This is a genomic window from uncultured Hyphomicrobium sp., from assembly GCF_902826555.1.
Taxonomy (GTDB): domain Bacteria; phylum Pseudomonadota; class Alphaproteobacteria; order Rhizobiales; family Hyphomicrobiaceae; genus Hyphomicrobium_C.
This window is the reverse complement of sequence record NZ_CADEFI010000008.1, coordinates 58,359-76,421: the sequence shown is the minus strand read 5'-3', so window position 1 is coordinate 76,421 and position 18,063 is coordinate 58,359. Positions and strand designations below refer to the sequence as shown.

Below are 18,063 nucleotides of genomic sequence, written 5' to 3'. Positions count from 1 at the left end.
AGCGCGGGATACCCAACCAGGGTCGCCCGCGTCCGGTTCCTACTTCTTTTCTCCGCTTCCGCCCGAGCTATCGCTATCCTTCTTGGTGCCGCTGGGCGGCGGCTCGTCGTCCGAGTCACCGGGGTCGTCAGGGTTCTCGCCAAGGAAGTTCCCGCCGCCGATCTTGGAGATGTCGAGGAACAGCTCCTCGGGACTCTTGCCTGCCTTCTTGGCCAGTTCATCCAGCAACGCCTTTTTCTCGGGCGTGAACTTTTCTTCGATGAACTGCTTTGCCTTGCCGATCTCCTCCTCCGTGTAGGCGAAGGCACCATAGGAACCTGCGCTGGAGAGAATTGCGAACGCACAAAGCGCAATCGCGTATTGCTTGAACATGCATAATGCTCCCGGATAACGAGGCAGAACAAAACGTCGATGAAACAAAGAAAGGAGGCTCGAACAAATTCGATCAGCTCCATCAATCCTGCCGCATGGAAACGTTGTCAAGGGCGCTTGCTTCCTTCGGTCGTCGACATACGCGCGCCGTGTAACCGTCTTGAGGCGGCATCGGTGAAAGTGCACAGTTCCGCGAAATTCGGAATGATCATGCTCAACTTGCGGCCGGCCGAGTAGCAAGCCGCGTGCGGAGTGACCGGAAGGCCACGGGTCGGACTTTTGCTCATGCTTTCGCGTTGACCGGTCCGTGCAGGGAGTATACGTTTTTTCGATACTCGATCTATGTGTAATCAGTCAGTTTTCGGGGGGCGCTCGTGCCGGAGCGCGGGTTTAGCGTCGGCGGTTTGCGTGCCATAGCCGAGCGACCGAATTGGGGGTTGCGCTTGGCCGTGCTGCGACGCCTTTTGTGCTGCTCGCTTTCGGTTGCGAGCCTCTCTCTGTCTTTCCCTCTCCTCTTTTCGCGGTTGGCCTTCGCGCAGGAGAGCGTGACGGCGTCCCAGCTCGCGCCCTCCGTCATCGATCAGAGCCGTGTCGCTGCCGATCTCGATGCGGTGCAGCGCGACAAGGGTACGACACAGATCTGGTCGTTCAACGAGCGCTCGAAGTCGACCTTGGATGCGACGCCGGTGCCGCTGTTCCTGCCAACCGAGGTTGTGTCCGACCTTGCCGGTGGTTCGGAAAAGAAGGGCGGCGTTCTCAAACAAAGCGGCGAGGAAGAGAGCGAAAGCCGCATCATGGTTTTCGCGAACGAGTATTTCGTCATCCGCCAGTTCAAGGACTATCGCCTGACGATCCACGGTACGCGACAGGCCTTCACGACCGATGGCGACGTGGCGTCGCGAAAGGCGCAAACGACGGCGACTCCCGACTACGATACCGGCTTCACGGCGACCTACGCGGGTGGACAAATAAACTTCGGCTACGCAGGCGCCGATTATACCGCGGAGTTCGAATGTCCCGACGCCGTTCCGGGATGCATCTCGGAGGAGGAAGCGGTCAAGGTGGTGCGGCAGCTCGCGCTTTGCGGTGCGGACGGACGGTGCATCGATAACGGTACGGGGCTGATAAAAAAATGAGGATCTGCCGTACCTTTGCGAGTCTCGTTCTTGTGCTGACGGGTGCATTGCTCGGCCTCGCTTCGGCAGCGCTGGCGCAGTCCGGCGGCACATTCCGCGTCAATCCCCCCGGCGTGCTGAAAGACGGCTACGGCGAGGGTGTCCAGGATTACACCCTGTATGCTCCGGGAGCGCGATTCCCGATCGATGCGCCGACGACCACGCTCAACTCCCAACTGCGCAATCCCGGCGGTATGTTTTATGCCGGCAGTGAGTGCAGCGGGGGCAACTACGACGAGACGTGGTGGGATACCTACTGCGAGAAACGGAGCGGCAAGAACCGGGCCTCGCTCTGCAAGAGCAATGCGATCCATCAAGGGCTCGATATTCGTGGCGGCAGCGCCGAGACGTGCGCGGCCATGAAACGGGGCAAGACAAACCTGGTGCCCGTCGTCGCCGTCTACGACGGGGATATCTTCGACGCCAGCGGCTACACGGTGAAGCTGCGGACCGACCGCGGCGTATTCAGCTACCTGCATCTCAACATGAACGGTCTGGCGTTCCGGAAAAGCGATCTTCCCCTCGCGGTCAAGGCCGGACAGCTGATCGGCTACATGGACAACGACTTCGGGAAAGTCAGCACAACTTATCACCTGCATCTCGAGCACAGGATTACGCTGGCGGGGAAGGGCACCGTCCCCGTTCCGCTCTATTGTGACATGGTGCTTGCCTACGAGCGCGATCGCGGCAAGAAGGCGGTCATGGTGGGGGGAGGACGCCGTTGCGACGGCGGTGTCGATCCCGTCGAGAGCGTGCCGACGGATTCGCAGCCTCCGCAGCCGGCAACGGACGAGGTCGCGGAGGGTCCCAAGCCGGAGCCCAAGCAGCCGCCACCTACCTCCGGGTCCGGGACGACGGAGCCGGCGATCGCGAGCCGGTGGATGCACAACGGCTCCGAGATGGGGCTCGTTTCCAAGGGGGATGAACGGGAATTCGTCTACCTCAAACCGCGCTCCAGTCTCGGTTCGCTGGTGCAACCGGGAACGGTGCTCTTCTCCGGACGCAAAGTCGGTGACAGCTACGAAGGCAAGGCCAAGGTTTTCAAGAGCGGCTGCGAGCCGACGCCCTATGAGGTCAAGGGGCCTGTCCAGAACGAAGGCAAGACCGTGGTGCTGCGCGGCGTGCGGCTCATTCCGGACGATTCCTGCAAGGTCGCCCGGCAGTACAACGATACGCTCGTGTTCCAGTTCTCCGGCGATGCTGGCGGCGGCGCGGAGGCACCCGAGCAAGCACAGGGACAAGGACAGATTCCGGCACCTGATGTCCCGCCGCCCGATGCGACCGTATCGTCCAATCCGGCGGAGCCCGAGACTTCCTCCGATATCGCGTCCGGCGCAGCGAGCCTGCAAAGCACGGCGCTCACGCTCATTGCGGCGTCGCAATGCAAGCGTTTGGAGTGCGTGGACCGGGCTGCGTTCATGGCCGGCTATGGCCTGCTTTACAAGAAGCTGCAGGGCAAAGAGCTCAACGCGTATCAGGTCGCGGCACTGAACAGTTTGCTCAATGTGTGGGATACGGTCGATGCGCTGAAAAATCCGCTGCGCCTCGCCTATATTCTCGCGACCGTCTATCACGAGTCCTTCCATCTCATCTATCCGATCCGCGAATGCAAATGCACGAGCGACGCCGGTTCGATCGCGTGCGTGAAGCGTCTCTACGACAAGGGAAAGGCGTCGGCTTATCATCTCCGGGACAGGAAGACTCACCAGTCCTACTACGGGCGCGGGCAAACACAGCTCACGCTCAAGGACAACTTCCTGCGTATTGGGAGAAACCTGGGATTGCCGGTCGATATCGTCGCCAATCCGGACGAGGCGTTGAGGCTCGACGTCTCGGCGCGCAATGCCGTGCTGGGTCTCTACGAGGGCTGGTACCGCGCGCCGCGCAACTCCTACTGCAAGGGGTGCTGGCTGGGGCTCAAGAACATCCCATTCCTCTCCGACTTCGATTGGCTGGCGGCGCGTGACGTGCTGATCTCGCAGCGCCGCCATTCCGATCGCGTGGCCGAGCATGGAAAGCAGATCGCCAAGCTCCTGAAGTTCATCTCGCGCGCCGAGTTCGACCGCAAATACGGGACCGATGCGATGCAGCTGCCGCAGCCGAGCGAGCAGCCCCCGGCCGAGCCGCCGCCGGTTGCCGGAACCGGATCGCCGCCCATGCCGCCGCCGAGCGAGCCGCCAGCTCCCGTCGCCGATACCACGCCGCCTCCGCCACCGAAGCCCGCTCCCGCGCCCGTGGCCGAGCAGCCGCCTCCTGTGCCTCCGCCCGCTCCTGTTCCCGCGCCCGTGCCCGGTCCCGACCGTGCGGCCATCGCCAAGCTTGCTGCCGACGCGCGCCGCCTCGAGGAGAACGTCGGAGACGTGGAGAGCCGCGCGCGCGATCTGAGTAAGGAAATCGTCGCGCTCAGAGCAGCGCTGGAGGTGCTTGCCGGGGGCGCACAGGTGCCCGCCGCCGTCGCAACGCGCTCGGCATTCGACGAGGTGAAGTCAACAGATCTGCCGGTGGCGGCATCGAACAAGTCCGTTCTGACCGTGCTCGGTGTGCTGGGGGCTATCGATCCGCTGGTCGATTTCATCACCCGCTGGCCGCCGGATCACAAGCCGCATGCGTGGTGCAAGGCTCCGGGTGACAAGTCGGTCGCGGACGACAAGGCGTTCGATGGGGACGAGGAGGGGCTGTTCTCGCACTATGGGTCGGACAGCCTCAGCGCGCTTCCGCCTTTGCCGGTAGGAGGCTCTGCGGTCAAATCGGGCGAGGACACGGAAAAGCTCGTGCTCAGGGCTCCGCCGCTCGTGCCGGCTGTCGCGGGAGCGGGCCGGCAAATCAAGTCGAGCGACTCAGCGCCGGGGACGTGGTGGACGTTGCCGCGGATGCCCCGCTCCGTGACAATCGGGAAGATCGCGCCACTTGCGCCTGCAATTGTCGAATCCGCGCCCTCGAAGCGCCTCTGAGAAAAAAGGACGTACGACCATGCGTGCACAACCGATTGGATGCGTTGCAAGACGGTGGGGGCGGATCGCGAGCGGCACGGTCTGCGCAGCGGTGGTGGGGGTCGGGCTGTCGGTGCCGCTCCCTGCAATAGCTGCGGCAGATAAGATCGCGATCGAACTCGATCTCTCGGCGGCGGCGACTGCGCCAAGCGCTGCGACGGCCGCCCAGGTGGAGAAGCTCGCGACAACGCCGCTGATCTGCCTCGACCTTTCCGCGGTCATGGACGGCAAGACAGAGAATGCCCTGACGCGCGCGGCCGAAGAAGACAATCCGGACCTCACGATCCGAACGGATGTACAGTGCGGTCCGGGGAAGACCGGCCAGCTCACAATGGGGCCGGGCCTGCAGTACTATCTCATCACGCAAGGCGCCGCCGGCAATCGCATCGATCTTTCGGTGTTTCCCGGCTCGCGTACGGAGCACATCATCAATGATGTGGCGTGCGTCTTCGATGAAACGGGCAGCGCGGTGAAATTTCGCGCGCGCGGGCTCTATCGGCCGATCACGAACCGCTACCAGGAGATCGACGCGAGTGGAGCCGTGACCGGCAAGAGCATCCTGTCGATCCAGCTTCGACCGACGGTTTCCACGCCCCAGGAGGCTGCTGATTGTGCACCCTGAGCCGATGGCCGGCGGTGAATGCGAAGGCTATCGGAATGCGAAACATGCGACGGCATAAACTGGATCGATCCGAGGCGCTGGCTGCTATCTCGATGGTGGCGTTCGCGCTTTCGGCGACGGCTGCGCTCGGCGGCTCCGATGCGTGCCAACTGGTTCAACAGTTCGGGCTCGAACGCTTCAAAAGCACAAGCGCGGTGGTCGAGCATTGCAAGGCCAAATCATCCGGTCCGTTCGTGGAGCGCGGGCTCGATGACGACAAGAGCGCGGCTCATGACGAGGACGTCAAGGAGCGCGTGGAGGAGAGCTACGGCTCGTCATCGGAGAACCCGCGGTCCATCTACGTCGAGGACGACAGGCTCGAAGCCGACCAGATCGATGCGATTCCGGGCGACGTGAAGCTCGACGCGGTCCGGCGCGCCGTCGCGGCCACGGCGATTCTCTCCAAGAAGCGTAACGTCAAATCGAAGGCGTCCGAGAGGGAGATCCTTCTCGAGCCGTACAAAATCAAACAGTTCCCGCTGGGCGAGGTGCTTCTCTGCGAGGGAGAGCGTTTCCGCGAGCAACAAACGGGCGGGTTCTGCACGGCCTTCCTGGTTGGCCCGGACATCGTCGCGACGGCAGGCCATTGCGTGGATTTCGACGACGTCGACGAGCAGGATGCGTCGCGCAACACCTTTTCGGTGGTGTTCGGGTTCGAGCGGCGGGACGGCGCGTTCCGGAGCACGGTTTCCGCTGAAGAGGTGTTCGATGTCGTGCACGTGCGCGGGCTTTCGAAGCCCGGCCAGAACCCGCCTTCGGCAGATTTCGCGCTGCTTCAGCTCGATCGGCCCGTGCCGAGCAACATCGCCGTGCCCTTGCGTCTTGCAGGTGCGGCTGGTCTTTCCGTCAAGGAAGGTTCGCGTCTCGCCCTGGTCGGACATCCGTCGGGGCTGCCCAAGAAGCTGAGCTTCAACGGCATGAGCGTGGCCATGGAAGACGGAAACGCGACGCAGTTCCGTGCCCAGCTCAATGCTTTCCACGGCAACTCTGGCTCGCCGGTGCTGTTCTATGACGCGCCGGACGTGGTGGCCGGCATTCTCGTCAACGGCCAGAACGATTTTCTGCCCGATACCAAGAACGATTGCGTGCGTCCGCAAGTCTATCTGGCAAACGGCATGTGCAACGGTCAGCGCTGCTCGGAGGGCGTGACCAAGTCGGCGGTCATCGAGCCGTATCTGCCTTAGGACCGCTCGACGGCAAGCACCACCCAAGGGACGATCCGGACGCAGGACGCAGACGTGTTTCGCCGAGCCGTCACGAGCGCCGTCACGGCGCGAGCTTCGGATATTTCCAGTACTTGCCAGCCCGCCCGGCGATCTCCTCAAACGGCTCGTAACGCAGCTTCGGCGGGTGGGTCCCGGTCTTGAAGATGCGGGCGATGTCGTCGAGAAGCTGCGATCGATCGGCAAACTCCGAATGATTGAGCGAGAAGACGTCGGTGCTCACGGCGGAAGCGTCGATGGAGTCGATGCCGGGTACAATGATCGGCACGCCGGCTCTCGGAATGAAGCCGGCCGGCATCTCACCGAGAGCGACCTGGTTAGACACGCGCAAGGCCAGATCCTTCTCCGAGGCGTAGAGCGTGATCCCGGTGCCGAGGTGCGCGATGCGCTTGGCCCGATTTTCGAAGCTGTCGCGGGTGACATCGGGGGATGCGAGGATGATCTCGCCGAAGGGCGGAGTCGTTGTGCCCGCCTGCCCCGTTGCAGCAATCTCGCGCAGCGTGTCGGTCAGCAGCTCTCCGCCCATGCTGTGGGCCATCAGGTGCACTTTGGTTGCGCCAGTCTTTTTGCGGACGATGTCGAGAAACTCGATGAGGTGCTCGCGCGCCACGTCGACCCGCTTCAAATCGTGCGCGTAGCCGAGGAACTTGCCGCTCGACGGCCATGAATAGAGAAACGCGCCGCCGTCGAAGCCGGTGTCGTAGGAGATTTGGGCGGTGCGGAACAGGGCATCGTCGAAGACGACGTTGTAGCCGTGGATGAAAACAAACGCCTGATCCTTGAAATCCTTGGCGCTGGCGATGCGTTCCTTGGCCTTGGCCACGAACGCGTCCTCCGAGAGCTCCTCGACGCTATCGATCGTGAAGTCGAGCGCCATGTCCTCGTCGCGGAAGGCGATAGTTGTGAAGAGCAGGTTCCATCCGGGCCGGGTGATGGCGCCGCGCTCGCGATCCTTGCGGGTCGGCACGGTCACGACGGCCATGCCGAGGGCCATATCCTTCTGGCTCTCGTTGGTATAGACGGCGATTTTTCGGCCTGCCTTGACCAGATCGACGCCGCGGGCCCGATCGGTGCCATAGAACACCGGCACGGCGACGAACGGCTTCTCGGGCTCTGCGGGTTCATCGGTGCTGCGCGAAACGACGGTTGCGCCGCCGTAGATCTCGACGGTGGCCGTGCCGCCTTGCGCCGGTTGCGGGCGATAGTTGAGTCGAATCTCGCGGATGCCTTCTTCGGACACCGGGATCCAGGGCGACAGGTCGCCTTTTTTCAGATTTGCGTTGACGTCCACGGTCTGACTGAGGCCGCTTACAGAGACGACGACGGCGCTCACAATCCAGATATCGTGATCCACTGCGTGAAATCTTATGCGGCCACCGACGGCCTTCGGGGCCGCGAGGGTGATCACGTCGCGATCGAGCAGCAGCGAGAGCGTGGGAACGGCGATCTGTTCCATCTGCTCGGCGCCCGTCGATGGAAGCTCGGCACCACGGGTGGCCTCCGCGTCCTGGGCGGTCTGGCGGGCCCACACTTCCAGAACGGCAGGCGCCGTCGGCAGTGCGGTGTCCGGATAAGCTATCTCGACGGAGTCGATGAAGCGGGCTTCAGGCCGCTCGGCGACAAGCTTGGTGCGGTCCTTGGGGTTGAGCTTGCGCTCCGCGTCATCAGTGAAAACCTGGCCGTTGGAGTATTGGACGGCGATGCGTGACAGGGTCACGGTTCCGCTTGCCATTCGCAACTGAACGGCGCTCGAGCGGCCCTTGGCGGCGCTGAGATCCGTGCGATTGGATTTCGTGCCGGGTGACACCTCGATGGTGCCCAGCTTGATAAGGGGGATCTCAGGGGCCGGCGGCGTTTGGGAGAATGCAGCGCTGAACGCTAGAGCGATGAAAACGAACGGTAAAATTACACGATCGAACATGAGACCCCCACAACGCGACAATCCCAACACGGCGGCTAGCAATAAGACTGCAAATTAGCACGGGACGGATGATCGCGCAGGCTCCGTTTGGGCCCACGGGGTGATGTCTCCACGAGTGTTACCTCGGGATGACGCGGGGACTGCCGGATGGCCGAGGGAGCGGCGCCTCGTGCGACCGCTAGAAGTGGTAGCCGCGCTCGCCGTGGTCGGTGATGTCGAGGCCGGCGCGCTCCTTGTCCTTGGGCGGGCGCAGACCGATGACGAGATCGACGAACTTGAAGAGCACGACCGACAGCACACCGGACCAGGCGAGGGTCAGTGTCACAGCCTTCACCTGGGCGGCCATCTGGGTGGCCATGTCATAGCCGATGGTAATCTGCCCCGGTTGAGCGATGTAGTCGGCGACACCCGTTCCGCCGAAGCGCGGATCGACGAGGATTCCGGTCGCCAGGGCGCCCAAGATGCCTCCGATGCAGTGGACGCCGAAAACGTCGAGGCTGTCGTCGTAGCCGAGGCGACTCTTCATCCATGTGCAGGCGCCGTAGCCGACGATGCCGCTTGCGATGCCAAGCGCGATGGCGCCGATCGGGCCGGCGAAGCCCGCAGCCGGCGTGACGGCGACAAGACCGATGACCATGCCCGTGATCAGGCCGAGCGTGGTCGGCTTGCCCTTGATGGCCCATTCAACGAAGACCCAGGTCAGGGCGGAGGCGGCCGTCGCGCCGAACGTATTTCCCATGGCCAACGCAGCGACGCCGTTCGCCTCGAGGTTCGAGCCGCAATTGAACCCGAACCAGCCGACCCAGAGGAGGGCAGCGCCAACCATGCTGAGCGTCAGCGAATGCGGAGGCATGGGCTCGCGGCCATAACCCGAGCGCGGGCCGAGCATCAGTGCGGCGGCAAGGCCGGCGATGCCGGCGTTGGTATGGACGACGGTTCCGCCGGCGAAATCGATGGCGCCCCATTGGAAGGCAAGGCCGGAGTTCGCCAGCAAGCCGCGCAGGTGCGCGTCGGCGGCAACCTTGGCTTCACCGACCGCGGTCGCGGCGGCGCGTGCAGCATCGCTCAAGGCGTCCGGGCCGGGCCAGTACCAGACCATATGCGCGATCGGGCAATAGACGATGGTCAGCCACAGGGCCATGAACAGCAGCATCGCGGAGAAGCGCATGCGCTCGGCGAACGCGCCGACGATCAGCGCGGGCGTGATGGCGGCGAACGTCATCTGGAACCAGACGTAAGCGTACTCGGGCACGTGGACGCCATGGGAGAATGTCGCGGCGAGCGAGTCCACGGTGATGCCGGAGAGGAATGCCTTGGACAGGCCGCCGACGAACGGGGCCGACCGCGGGTCGTCCGTAAACGCAAGGCTGTAGCCGTAAAGCATCCACAAAACGCAGACCAGGCACACGGTGGCATAGACCTGCATCAAAGTCGCGAGGACATTCTTGGTGCGTACGAGGCCGCAGTAGAAGAGCGCCAGGCCCGGTACAGTCATGAGGAGCACAAGGACGGTCGAGATCATGAGAAAGGCGGCGTCGCCCTTATCCGCGGCCGCCATTGCCGGGGCCGTCCATGTCGCCGTCGCAAGCAACGCGGCAAGCCCAGCGGCTCTCGGCTTCGTCATGGCGTGTGGCTCCCAATTCGAGAACTCCGGGCGGTGTGGCCCGTGTCGCATTCCTATACAGAGCTGGCTCACAGCAAGCCATGTGCCGGATCTCAGGGTATGGCGGACATGGTTGATTTGTTTGTTAACGATCCTCGGTTTCGTCAGGCGCGCGTGGTGGTGCTTGCCGCAGCTTTAGGCGTCCTGCTCAAAAGACTACCATGCGACATTCTGGTCCAAGTGCAGTAGAGACCTACGAGGTCTCGCTGTATTGAGTTAATCTTACGCGGGATAATTTGGTCTCCCGGCAAGGTGGCCGAATTAGTGTGCAAGCAAAAGCAAGTGCGTGTGAGCACCTGTATGGATGGCAGCGATGGCACACAGCGTCGAACCCAAGATGGACGAGCTCAAGAGGCTGCTTCGGCGTCTCGACGGTCTCGATGGAAGCAAGAGCGTCGCTAAGAGCGCGCAAGAGGAAGAAGCCGAGCAGCGTGGCTATGTAGGTGCTCTGCGCGGCGCCCCGGTCTCCGAGGAGGAGGACGGCGCTTCCATACCGCTCCCGGTCGCGGAAAAGAAGAACTCGAGCTCTGCGGTCCTCATCGCGGCCGCAATGGCCGCGGCGATTTCCACGGCGACAGTCTATCTGATCATGTCCTGGCAGGCGTCCAACGTCGAGCAGGGGCGCGGACCTCTGCCCTCGTCCGCAGTTCCGAGCAAACTCGATTTCAAAGCGCCCGAACCGGGCGGGGCAGGGCAACAGAGACAGTCGGACACGGCCGACGGGCTGGTGCGGCGGGCCGAACAGCTTCTTCAGGGCGGCGACGTCGTCACGGCACGCATTCTTCTGCAACAGGCGGCCGAGCTTGGCTCGGGGGTCGCTGCGCTGAAGCTCGCGCGCAGCTACGACCCGGCTCAGACTGGGACGTTGCGTTATGCCGATAGCCAGACTAACCCTGCCCTAGCGAAAGCCTGGTACGAACGCGCGCTGGCCCTCGGCACGCAGGAGGCCGCCGGCTACATCGCGGATCCAAGTGCCAGATAGCGCTGCTATAAGTCACTGGTGAACACGCCCGGCACGATTGGACACGTTTCGGCCACGTCTTTCGTGATTTTGCACTGTGGTCGTTGAACGCCGCGATTGCCGGGGAGGCTTTTGGGTTGCGCGCTGCTCGATCCGGAGAGGATGTTTATGCGGGGCGCATCGGCGCCCGGTTGGAGGGCCTGCGCCAGCAGCTCTTGAGCTGCGGCGACGTGCTTGCGGGGCTCGTCGAGCCGTCATCGCGCCCTCTGATCGCGGACGCTCTCCATAATCTGCGACAGCTCGAGTGCCGGATTGCCGTCGTCGGCCAGATCAAATCCGGAAAAAGCTCGTTCATCAACGCGCTCGTGCGCAATCCGCGATTCCTGCCGACCAGCGTCACGCCGTGGACGACGGCGATCACCAACCTGCATTTCGGCCAACCCTCGCCGGGCGGATACGCCGCCGTGTTCACGTTCCTGCAAAGGATGGAATGGGATCAACTGGCGGAAGGCAGCGGCAAGATCCGCGAGCTTACCGAACGGCTGGTGCCCGATTTCGAGCCCGAACTTTTGCAGCAGCATGCGGAGATGTTGAGAACGCGCGCCAAGCAACGGCTCGGCAACGAGTTCGAGCAGTTGCTCGGACAAGCGCATTTCTTCGTCAATCTCGAGCCGGGAACGCTCGAGCACTATGTCTGCTCCGGTGATTTCGCGGGCTCGCCGGCGATCGGCAAATATTCCGACATCACGAAATCGGCGGACATCTACTGCCAGCAGGGCCCGTTCGATTTCCCGTGCACGATCATCGACACGCCGGGCACAAACGATCCGTTCCTCATTCGTGACGAGATAACCCGGCGCAGTCTGGGCTCCGCCGACGTCTATATCGTCGTGCTGACGGCCCGGCAGCCGCTCTCCGACAACGATGTAGCGCTGCTCCGCATCATGCGCGGTCTCAACAAGGACCGCATCGTGGTTCTCATCAACCGTATCGATGACCTCGCGGATCTCGATACCGAGCTGCCGCAGGTCGTCTCCTACGTGCGCGACAAGCTCGCGCTCGAGTTCCCGGGCTCCAACATTCCCGTTGTCTACGGCAGCGCCTGGTGGGCCAATCAGGCGGTGACGTTCGACGAGCAGGCGGCGGCCCGCATCCTGAGGCGCAAGTCGTCGGGATACCTGTTGCGGGCGGGTCTCCTGCAGCCCAACGAGCTCGGTGCCGCCGGGCTCGCGTCGGCGGATGCCCGCGAGCGCATCCGCCAGTCGCTGTTCGCCATGTCGGGATTACCGGCGGTCAATCAGGCCGTCGATACGCTGATGGGCATGTCGCATCCGACTTACATCCTGCGCCAGATCACGCGCTCGTTCGCCGAGATGGCGCGTGCGTGCGAGAGCGGCGCGCGAAGCGAACTGCAGATCCTGCTCGCCTCTGGGGGCGGCAAGCGCGAAGCCGAGCCGCTGACGCACGAGAAGCTCGCCATCTACGCGCAGGAGCGCGAGCTGCTTGCAGGAGTGGCGACCAACATCGAAGCCTCCGCCGCGGGCATCGAGGCACAGCTCGCACGGATCATCCAGGAGGAGAAGGAGCGGCTGCGCGCGGTTCTGCAGGCAACGATCGAGACGCATGCCAAACGGGAGCGCGACGTTCTGATCGATACGCTCTCGCGCGGGCGTCCGCCGCGGGTCTGGACACACGAAGGGGTCGAGCTTCGGCGCGCGCTGGCGAACGAGTTCCGGTCGGGGTTCGAGAAGGCGGCGCATCGGCTGACTTCGTTCCATGCGCGCGTCATTCCCGAACTGCACAAGCTCATGAACTCGCTGGTGCCAGAGCCCGATCTGGTCGATCCCCATGGCGAGACACTGGCCATTCCCACGCCGACCATCGCGCCGTTGAGCCGTATGCTGGTGCTCGACCTCAAGACCAGCAAGTGGTGGAAGGCGTTCTGGAGCCGGCAGCCGTCGGCAGACGTCTCAGGGGCGAAGATCGAGGCACTGATCCTGGCGGAGTTCGCTCCCATCGCCGACGAGCTCGTGCAACTGGCCGGCAACGAGTTCCATCATTTCAGCACGACGACCATTCGGTGGTCGTTCGGCGCTTGCCGCAACATTCAGCACGCGTTGAAGCGGCGGCTCGAGCTCCTGATGGCGGACTACGACCAGTCGCAGCGTCCGGAGGCCAAGAAAGCGGTGCAGGATCGGGAGGATCGGCTCCGGACCCAGGCACAGCGCCTCAAAGATAACGAAACTCTGACCCAACATCTCGAAAATCTGGCCCAGTACATCGACACGGTTCTGAAAACCGAAAGCGTTCAAGTGCCATGAGTAGGGAATCGGTAGAGTTCGCCGAGCGATTGAAGGCAGCCCGGGAGCGCCTTGTCGCCACGAACATCAACGACGCGGCGCTCGCCGTCTGCATCTCCGGGCTCGGGCGCCTCGAGGAGGCGCTGCGCAAGCCGCTCCGGGTCGTCATTCTCGGAGAAAACAACTCCGGCAAGACGTCCGTCGCCGATCTCCTGATCGGGCAAGGGCTGCTTCCCACAAGCGTGGTGTCCAATACGCATGTTCCGGTGATGATCGCGCACGCCGAGCAGGCAGCGGTTTACGGCATAAACTATGAAGGAACACGGATCAGGATCGACGGCGACGATGACGACGACGCCTTGACAGACCTCTCCTACCGCGCGTTGCAGGTGTTCCTTCCGATCGCCTGGCTGCGCGGGTTTCAGGTTCTCGATACGCCGCCGTCGGTCTCCCCCGCCATGTTCGTCGACGACGCCGATATCGTTATCTGGTGCACGGTCTCAACGCGGGCTTGGACGGAAAGCGAACGGGCGGTATGGGCCGCTCTCCCGGCGCGGTGCAGCCGCAATGCCCTTCTTGTTGCGACCCACAAGGACGGGCTCGACACCGAGGACGACATTTCCTTCGTGACGCAGCGGCTCAAGAGCCTGACCGCAGGGCAATTTCGCGACGTGGTGCTCGTCGATGGGGAAAGTGCCAGCGATCAGGACGCTCCGTCGGATCCAGGCTGGAGCGGTGCCGACGATCTTCGCGCGGCCGTAAGCCGCCTGGCGTCCGACATCATGGACCGCCGATCGCAGAAGGCCGAAAAGATCGTGCGCCGCCTGGCCCGGCTGACGTTCCATCAGTTCGCTGTCGATGAGGTGCGGCCCGAGGCGGTGGAGCTGCTGTTGCGATGGGAGGCGCACACGCGGCGCCTGCTGGAGCTGCTGCAGCAGGAGCAGACGACCGTTCCCGAGGCGATCGAGGCACTGCTGGCCGCCTATGCGGTCTATGCGGAGAAGCTGCGGCCGGGAGTCGTGCGTGGCGACGACACCATTTCGGCCACGGCCTCGCGTGCACTCGCGGCGCCGGTCCGGTGGCCGAGGCAGACCACGGCTGCCGCACGCCTCGTGCAAACGCTGGCGTCGGATCTTACCGGGCTCCTGCGTATGCTCTCGGGGCATTCGTCGTTCACGGATCCGACGGTTCGTGCCGAGTATCAGGCCGCGCGCGCCATCGTGCTGACGCTTGCGGATCTGGACGGTGCATTTGACGCGCTCGGCCGCATGATGGGCTCGTCGCTGGTGTCGGAGCAGGTTTGACGGCACAGTTCGCACGCAAGCCGCCGCTGCGTCCATGTCTCGAGCTTTGCGCTAAGGACTCCTTAACCTTCCGGTAACGCCTCGCAGTCTAATGATTAGGCTCGCCCGCCGAAGCTTCCGCTTGAGGTGGGCCGGGCACGCTAGATTTCTGTCGTGCCGAGGTTTTTTGGTGCCGAAGGTCGGGCGCGACCCTTGTTCCTGCCACACTCATGGTGGAGGAAAGGGGTTCAACCGGGCGGGTAGACTAGCGTTGGGATCGGTTCTTTGCTGAGACCGTTCATCGTCATTGGTTTTTTGTCAGCGGCAACGGGCGCGTTCGCGGATCCGGTGCAGCTCGCGAACGATGAGCTGAAGCAGACCGTCTCCGGCGCCACCGTCGAGATCGATACGCCCCTCGGAACCACCGTTCCCATGAGATTTGGACGCGACGGGCTCGTCTCGGCAGAGGCTGGCGTGCTGGCCCCGGTGCTCGGCTCGGCGAAAGATCGCGGGCGCTGGTGGGTGGACGGCGAAAAGCTCTGCACCAAGTGGTTCCGTTGGTTCGATGCCGGCGTGCGTTGTCTGACGATCAGCCTGGAAGGCACGCGCGTCTACTGGCACAAGATCGATGACGGTGAGAAGGGGACGGGCACGCTGATCGCGGCTGCCGCGCCGAAGGAGACGCCGGCGGCGACCGTTGTCGCAAAGGCGGATCCGACACCGCAGGCCAAGCCATCGACGCAAGAGACGCCATCTCCGGTGACCATCGCGTCGACCACCCAAGAGAAGCGCGCTACGCGTCTTGCGGGGCCACCTCGCGAGGTTGCGGACGGGCCAGTGGCCGCGGCACAAGCTCCCAAAGCGGACACCGCGCCCGCAGCTCCCGCAGCCGTTGCGTCGGCCGAAACCAAACAACCCGAACCAGATGGTGACGAACGGCCCGCGATGCGTTTCGGCAGCGCCGGCCTCATGGATTCCTCAACGTTTTCCAATGTCGGTACATCGCTGGCGGCGACGCATGTAACCGAGCCAAAGGAGGCCGCTTCGGCTGCTCCCGTCGTTCCGGCGTCGTCAGACGAACCGAAGGCCATGCTGCCAGCAGCCAAGCCCCCTGCGTATTCCGTCGCTTCGGGTCCCGAGACCAAGAAGCCGGCCGTTCAGCGCCAGGCCTCGCTGGATGCCGGCGGTGCCGCCAGGCGCGTGCCTCAAAAGCGTGTCGGGAAGGCTCAGGCCCGGGACGCGGCCGCAACGTCGTCGAGCCGGTCGGTGGCGCTTTACCGGGTCACGGGCGTGGCCGGGTACGACGTCCTCAACGTGCGGCGCGGGCCCTCCGAGGAGCACGTGTCGATCGCGTCCATTCCGCCGACCGGACGGCGGGTTGAGATCACAGGGCAGTGCCGCGAGGCCTGGTGTCCGATCCGGTATGGCGGAATCACGGGCTGGGTGAACCGCTACTATCTGGCCGAAGAGGGCTCACGCGAGGAGCAGTGGAGCGGGGCTTCCAACTTCAGCCGCTGAGCCCCACGCGCTCCTGTCAATTCTTCTTCCTGTATTTCCTGTGCCCAAACGGGGGCTCGCCTCTCTAGCTGTTGCGGGCCACCTCGGCACCGCTGAGTCTTGAGCCAAACAGCACGATCGCTGCGAGCGGCACGACAAGACCGAGCGCCATGACGACACCCAGGAGCAGGGGCAGGCTTTCGTAGGCGCCGCGATCGACGACGAAGATCTGGTTCAGGTACTTGGTCTGGAGCGCCGACGCGACCAGAGCCAGATTCATGAGGGACCCCATGAGGGCGAACCATGTGGCGCGGCGTTGCTCAGGTGCGTAGATCGCGCAGAGGGTCAGAAGCGGGATCATGCTGAGCTGCAGAAATGGCGATGACGCCGCCGTGTCGATCACGGCGATGGTACGGGCGCCGAAACCGAACGTCGTCTCCGTCCAGCCGCTGATGCCAAGGGTGAGCGCCAAGCTCGGCAGCGAAAGCACGGTGGCGATGATGGTCAGCCAGAACAGCACGACGGGGATCGGCCGTCCGGTGATGGCGTCCGAGAACAGCCAAGTGCCGGTGAGCGCGAGCAGCGCACCGATCTGGTTCAGCGTGCCCTGAAAGGCTTCGTCGAAGCCAAGCACGTCGATGGTGAACCAGGTGTAGCCCTGGCCGACGAGGGGCGTGGCCCGGAAGGCGAAGATGATGATGGCGGCGTAGAGGATCGTCTCCTGCGTTTTCCGGTCGAGGTCGCCGACGACGCGCCAGAGCATGGCCGAGACGACGGCCACGGAGACGACGAAGACGATCTCCTGGGCGTAAGGGACACCGGTAACGGCCATCACCATGACGGTGGCGCCGAAGGCCAGGCCGCCGCCGAGGATGCGCCAATCGATCGGCCGCGACGCGCTGCTCTCGATATCGATCAGAAGCGCGCCGGATACGGAGATGAGCGGAATGACGAGAGCGCAAAGAAAAACGGTTTCGTAGGAGAACAGGCTCGCGAGCCATCCGCCGAGGCCTGCCACGACGACGAGGCCGAGCGACAGGGCGAGGCGGCCCAGCACCTGCACCATGGCGAGGTCGCGATTGATCTCCTGCGGCGCGCGGGGAGCCCCGTCCGGTGTCTCGCGCTCGACGACCTCGGTGCTCATGGCATCGGCGGCTACGTCCTGCAGCACGACGCCGACAACGCTCAGGAACGAGCCGATGCGATAGAGGTCGGGCGGTGGAGCGAAGGTGAGCCAGCCACCGGCTGCCCCGGCCAACGTGATCAAACCGAGGGCGACCAACGTGCCGCCGATCAGGACGTAGGCGCGGCGCTGGGAGCCGAGGATCGGCACCGCATCGACCAATTCACCGAACACCATCTTGATGGTCCAGGGCAAGGTCAGCCAGACGCCGAGAGCCGCAAGCTCGGACGGTGTCAGAGTGAGAGCGGACTTGATCCAGAAGCTTTCAGCGATGGTGACGAGGCCGAGGGCGCCATAGGCGAAGTAGACCATCAGGAGCGGGAGATAGCGCAGACGGAAGGCGCGGATCGGCGTCAGAAGAGCCGCTTCGATCTTCTGCCGGATCCGTGTCCCGGCCGGCCATGCCGTGTCTCTCATCTGGACATGCCCCCCTTAACCCCGCGAGGACCTTATACAAAGTCCTGCGAAAATGCTCGGACGGCAGGGGAACTCTGGCTGGCCAATCCGGTTTTATGAGCATGAACGAGGTTTTGAAATCTCTCGGCGATGCGCTGCGGCGTGCGTACAATTCCGTAGTCCTAAAGCCGATGCCTTGGCGCATGATCGACAAGCTCGCGACGCTGGACGAGGCTTGCGAGCGGCGCGAGCCGTCCAATGGCTCCGATGCGGCGCAAGGCGTTAACGACGCACTCACGCAGTCGAAGCCCGACTGCACAGGCGATCCCCGGCATTGATATGACCCATACCGCAAAGCCCATCCGCTGACGGACGATGCGCCGCGCGATTGCTGCCACATTTGCTTGATCTGACGTTCTCCATCAACTTTGGGGATGG

13 protein-coding genes are annotated in these 18,063 nt (G+C 63.7%); 9 read left to right on the top strand and 4 right to left on the bottom strand.

Translation table 11 applies throughout. The features are described from left to right. Window positions 1–39: 39 nt before the first annotated feature. Window positions 40–372: a hypothetical protein gene (locus QZV93_RS05950; protein WP_295556787.1), complete on the bottom strand. Its 333-nt coding sequence runs from the start codon at window positions 370–372 to the stop codon at window positions 40–42. Between the two features lie 545 nt (window positions 373–917). Between QZV93_RS05950 and QZV93_RS05945 the strand changes: the two genes are divergently transcribed. From QZV93_RS05945 to QZV93_RS05930, 4 genes are read left to right on the top strand one after another with little or no spacing between them, the layout of a single operon-like run. Continuing rightward, window positions 918–1,508 (top strand): hypothetical protein, encoded by a 591-nt coding sequence (locus QZV93_RS05945; protein ID WP_295556785.1) that lies wholly within the window; start codon window positions 918–920, stop codon window positions 1,506–1,508. Further along, complete coding sequence (locus tag QZV93_RS05940) at window positions 1,505–4,498, top strand: hypothetical protein (RefSeq protein WP_295556784.1); 2,994 nt, start codon at window positions 1,505–1,507, stop codon at window positions 4,496–4,498. The genes QZV93_RS05945 and QZV93_RS05940 overlap by 4 nt, the downstream gene beginning before the upstream one ends. Window positions 4,499–4,517: 19 nt before the next feature. Beyond that, complete coding sequence (locus QZV93_RS05935; protein WP_295556782.1) at window positions 4,518–5,159, top strand: hypothetical protein; 642 nt, start codon at window positions 4,518–4,520, stop codon at window positions 5,157–5,159. 44 nt (window positions 5,160–5,203) lie between these two features. After that, window positions 5,204–6,382 carry a trypsin-like peptidase domain-containing protein gene (locus QZV93_RS05930; RefSeq protein WP_295556781.1) on the top strand — a complete coding sequence of 393 codons (1,179 nt, stop codon included), beginning with the start codon at window positions 5,204–5,206 and terminating at the stop codon, window positions 6,380–6,382. An 82-nt stretch (window positions 6,383–6,464) separates the two neighbouring features. On the opposite strand, the gene QZV93_RS05925 is transcribed toward QZV93_RS05930, so the two are convergent. Then, a complete protein-coding gene (locus tag QZV93_RS05925; protein ID WP_295556779.1) occupies window positions 6,465–8,342 on the bottom strand; it encodes an alpha/beta fold hydrolase in 1,878 nt (625 codons plus the stop codon). Window positions 8,343–8,520: 178 nt separating this feature from the next. Beyond that, on the bottom strand, window positions 8,521–9,900 hold the full coding sequence (locus tag QZV93_RS05920) for an ammonium transporter (RefSeq protein ID WP_295556823.1): 1,380 nt from the start codon (window positions 9,898–9,900) through the stop codon (window positions 8,521–8,523). A 418-nt stretch (window positions 9,901–10,318) separates the two neighbouring features. On the opposite strand from QZV93_RS05920, the gene QZV93_RS05915 reads away from it, so the two are divergent. The 4 genes from QZV93_RS05915 to QZV93_RS05900 all read left to right on the top strand — a co-directional run bounded on the left by QZV93_RS05915 (window position 10,319) and on the right by QZV93_RS05900 (window position 16,067). Next, entirely contained in the window at window positions 10,319–10,987 is a 669-nt protein-coding gene (locus QZV93_RS05915) for a hypothetical protein (RefSeq protein ID WP_295556777.1), read from the top strand. Window positions 10,988–11,103: 116 nt separating this feature from the next. Then, window positions 11,104–13,287, top strand: a complete 2,184-nt coding sequence (locus QZV93_RS05910) for a dynamin family protein (protein ID WP_295556776.1) — start codon at window positions 11,104–11,106, stop codon at window positions 13,285–13,287. Further along, window positions 13,284–14,570: a hypothetical protein gene (locus QZV93_RS05905; protein WP_295556774.1), complete on the top strand. Its 1,287-nt coding sequence runs from the start codon at window positions 13,284–13,286 to the stop codon at window positions 14,568–14,570. Before QZV93_RS05910 ends, QZV93_RS05905 begins: the two co-directional genes overlap by 4 nt. A gap of 264 nt (window positions 14,571–14,834) precedes the next feature. Continuing rightward, complete coding sequence (locus tag QZV93_RS05900) at window positions 14,835–16,067, top strand: SH3 domain-containing protein (RefSeq protein WP_295556773.1); 1,233 nt, start codon at window positions 14,835–14,837, stop codon at window positions 16,065–16,067. Window positions 16,068–16,131: 64 nt separating this feature from the next. Here QZV93_RS05900 and QZV93_RS05895 read toward each other — a convergent pair whose 3' ends face one another. Then, entirely contained in the window at window positions 16,132–17,646 is a 1,515-nt protein-coding gene (locus QZV93_RS05895) for a hypothetical protein (protein ID WP_295556771.1), read from the bottom strand. A gap of 101 nt (window positions 17,647–17,747) precedes the next feature. Here QZV93_RS05895 and QZV93_RS05890 point away from each other — a divergent pair, with 101 nt between their 5' ends. Further along, entirely contained in the window at window positions 17,748–17,963 is a 216-nt protein-coding gene (locus tag QZV93_RS05890; RefSeq protein ID WP_295556769.1) for a hypothetical protein, read from the top strand. The last annotated feature ends 100 nt before the right edge of the window (window positions 17,964–18,063 follow it).

Excerpts from the sequence above, each read along its gene's own strand:
- QZV93_RS05920 (WP_295556823.1), bottom strand. The coding sequence starts at position 9,900 with ATGGCGGCCGCGGATAAGGGCGACGCCGCCTTTCTCATGATCTCGACC.
- QZV93_RS05925 (WP_295556779.1), bottom strand. The coding sequence starts at position 8,342 with ATGTTCGATCGTGTAATTTTACCGTTCGTTTTCATCGCTCTAGCGTTC.
- QZV93_RS05940 (WP_295556784.1), top strand. The coding sequence starts at position 1,505 with ATGAGGATCTGCCGTACCTTTGCGAGTCTCGTTCTTGTGCTGACGGGT.
- QZV93_RS05950 (WP_295556787.1), bottom strand. The coding sequence starts at position 372 with ATGTTCAAGCAATACGCGATTGCGCTTTGTGCGTTCGCAATTCTCTCC.
- QZV93_RS05905 (WP_295556774.1), top strand. The coding sequence starts at position 13,284 with ATGAGTAGGGAATCGGTAGAGTTCGCCGAGCGATTGAAGGCAGCCCGG.
- QZV93_RS05895 (WP_295556771.1), bottom strand. The coding sequence starts at position 17,646 with ATGAGAGACACGGCATGGCCGGCCGGGACACGGATCCGGCAGAAGATC.
- QZV93_RS05915 (WP_295556777.1), top strand. The coding sequence starts at position 10,319 with ATGGCACACAGCGTCGAACCCAAGATGGACGAGCTCAAGAGGCTGCTT.
- QZV93_RS05935 (WP_295556782.1), top strand. The coding sequence starts at position 4,518 with ATGCGTGCACAACCGATTGGATGCGTTGCAAGACGGTGGGGGCGGATC.
- QZV93_RS05890 (WP_295556769.1), top strand. The coding sequence starts at position 17,748 with ATGAACGAGGTTTTGAAATCTCTCGGCGATGCGCTGCGGCGTGCGTAC.
- QZV93_RS05930 (WP_295556781.1), top strand. The coding sequence starts at position 5,204 with ATGCGACGGCATAAACTGGATCGATCCGAGGCGCTGGCTGCTATCTCG.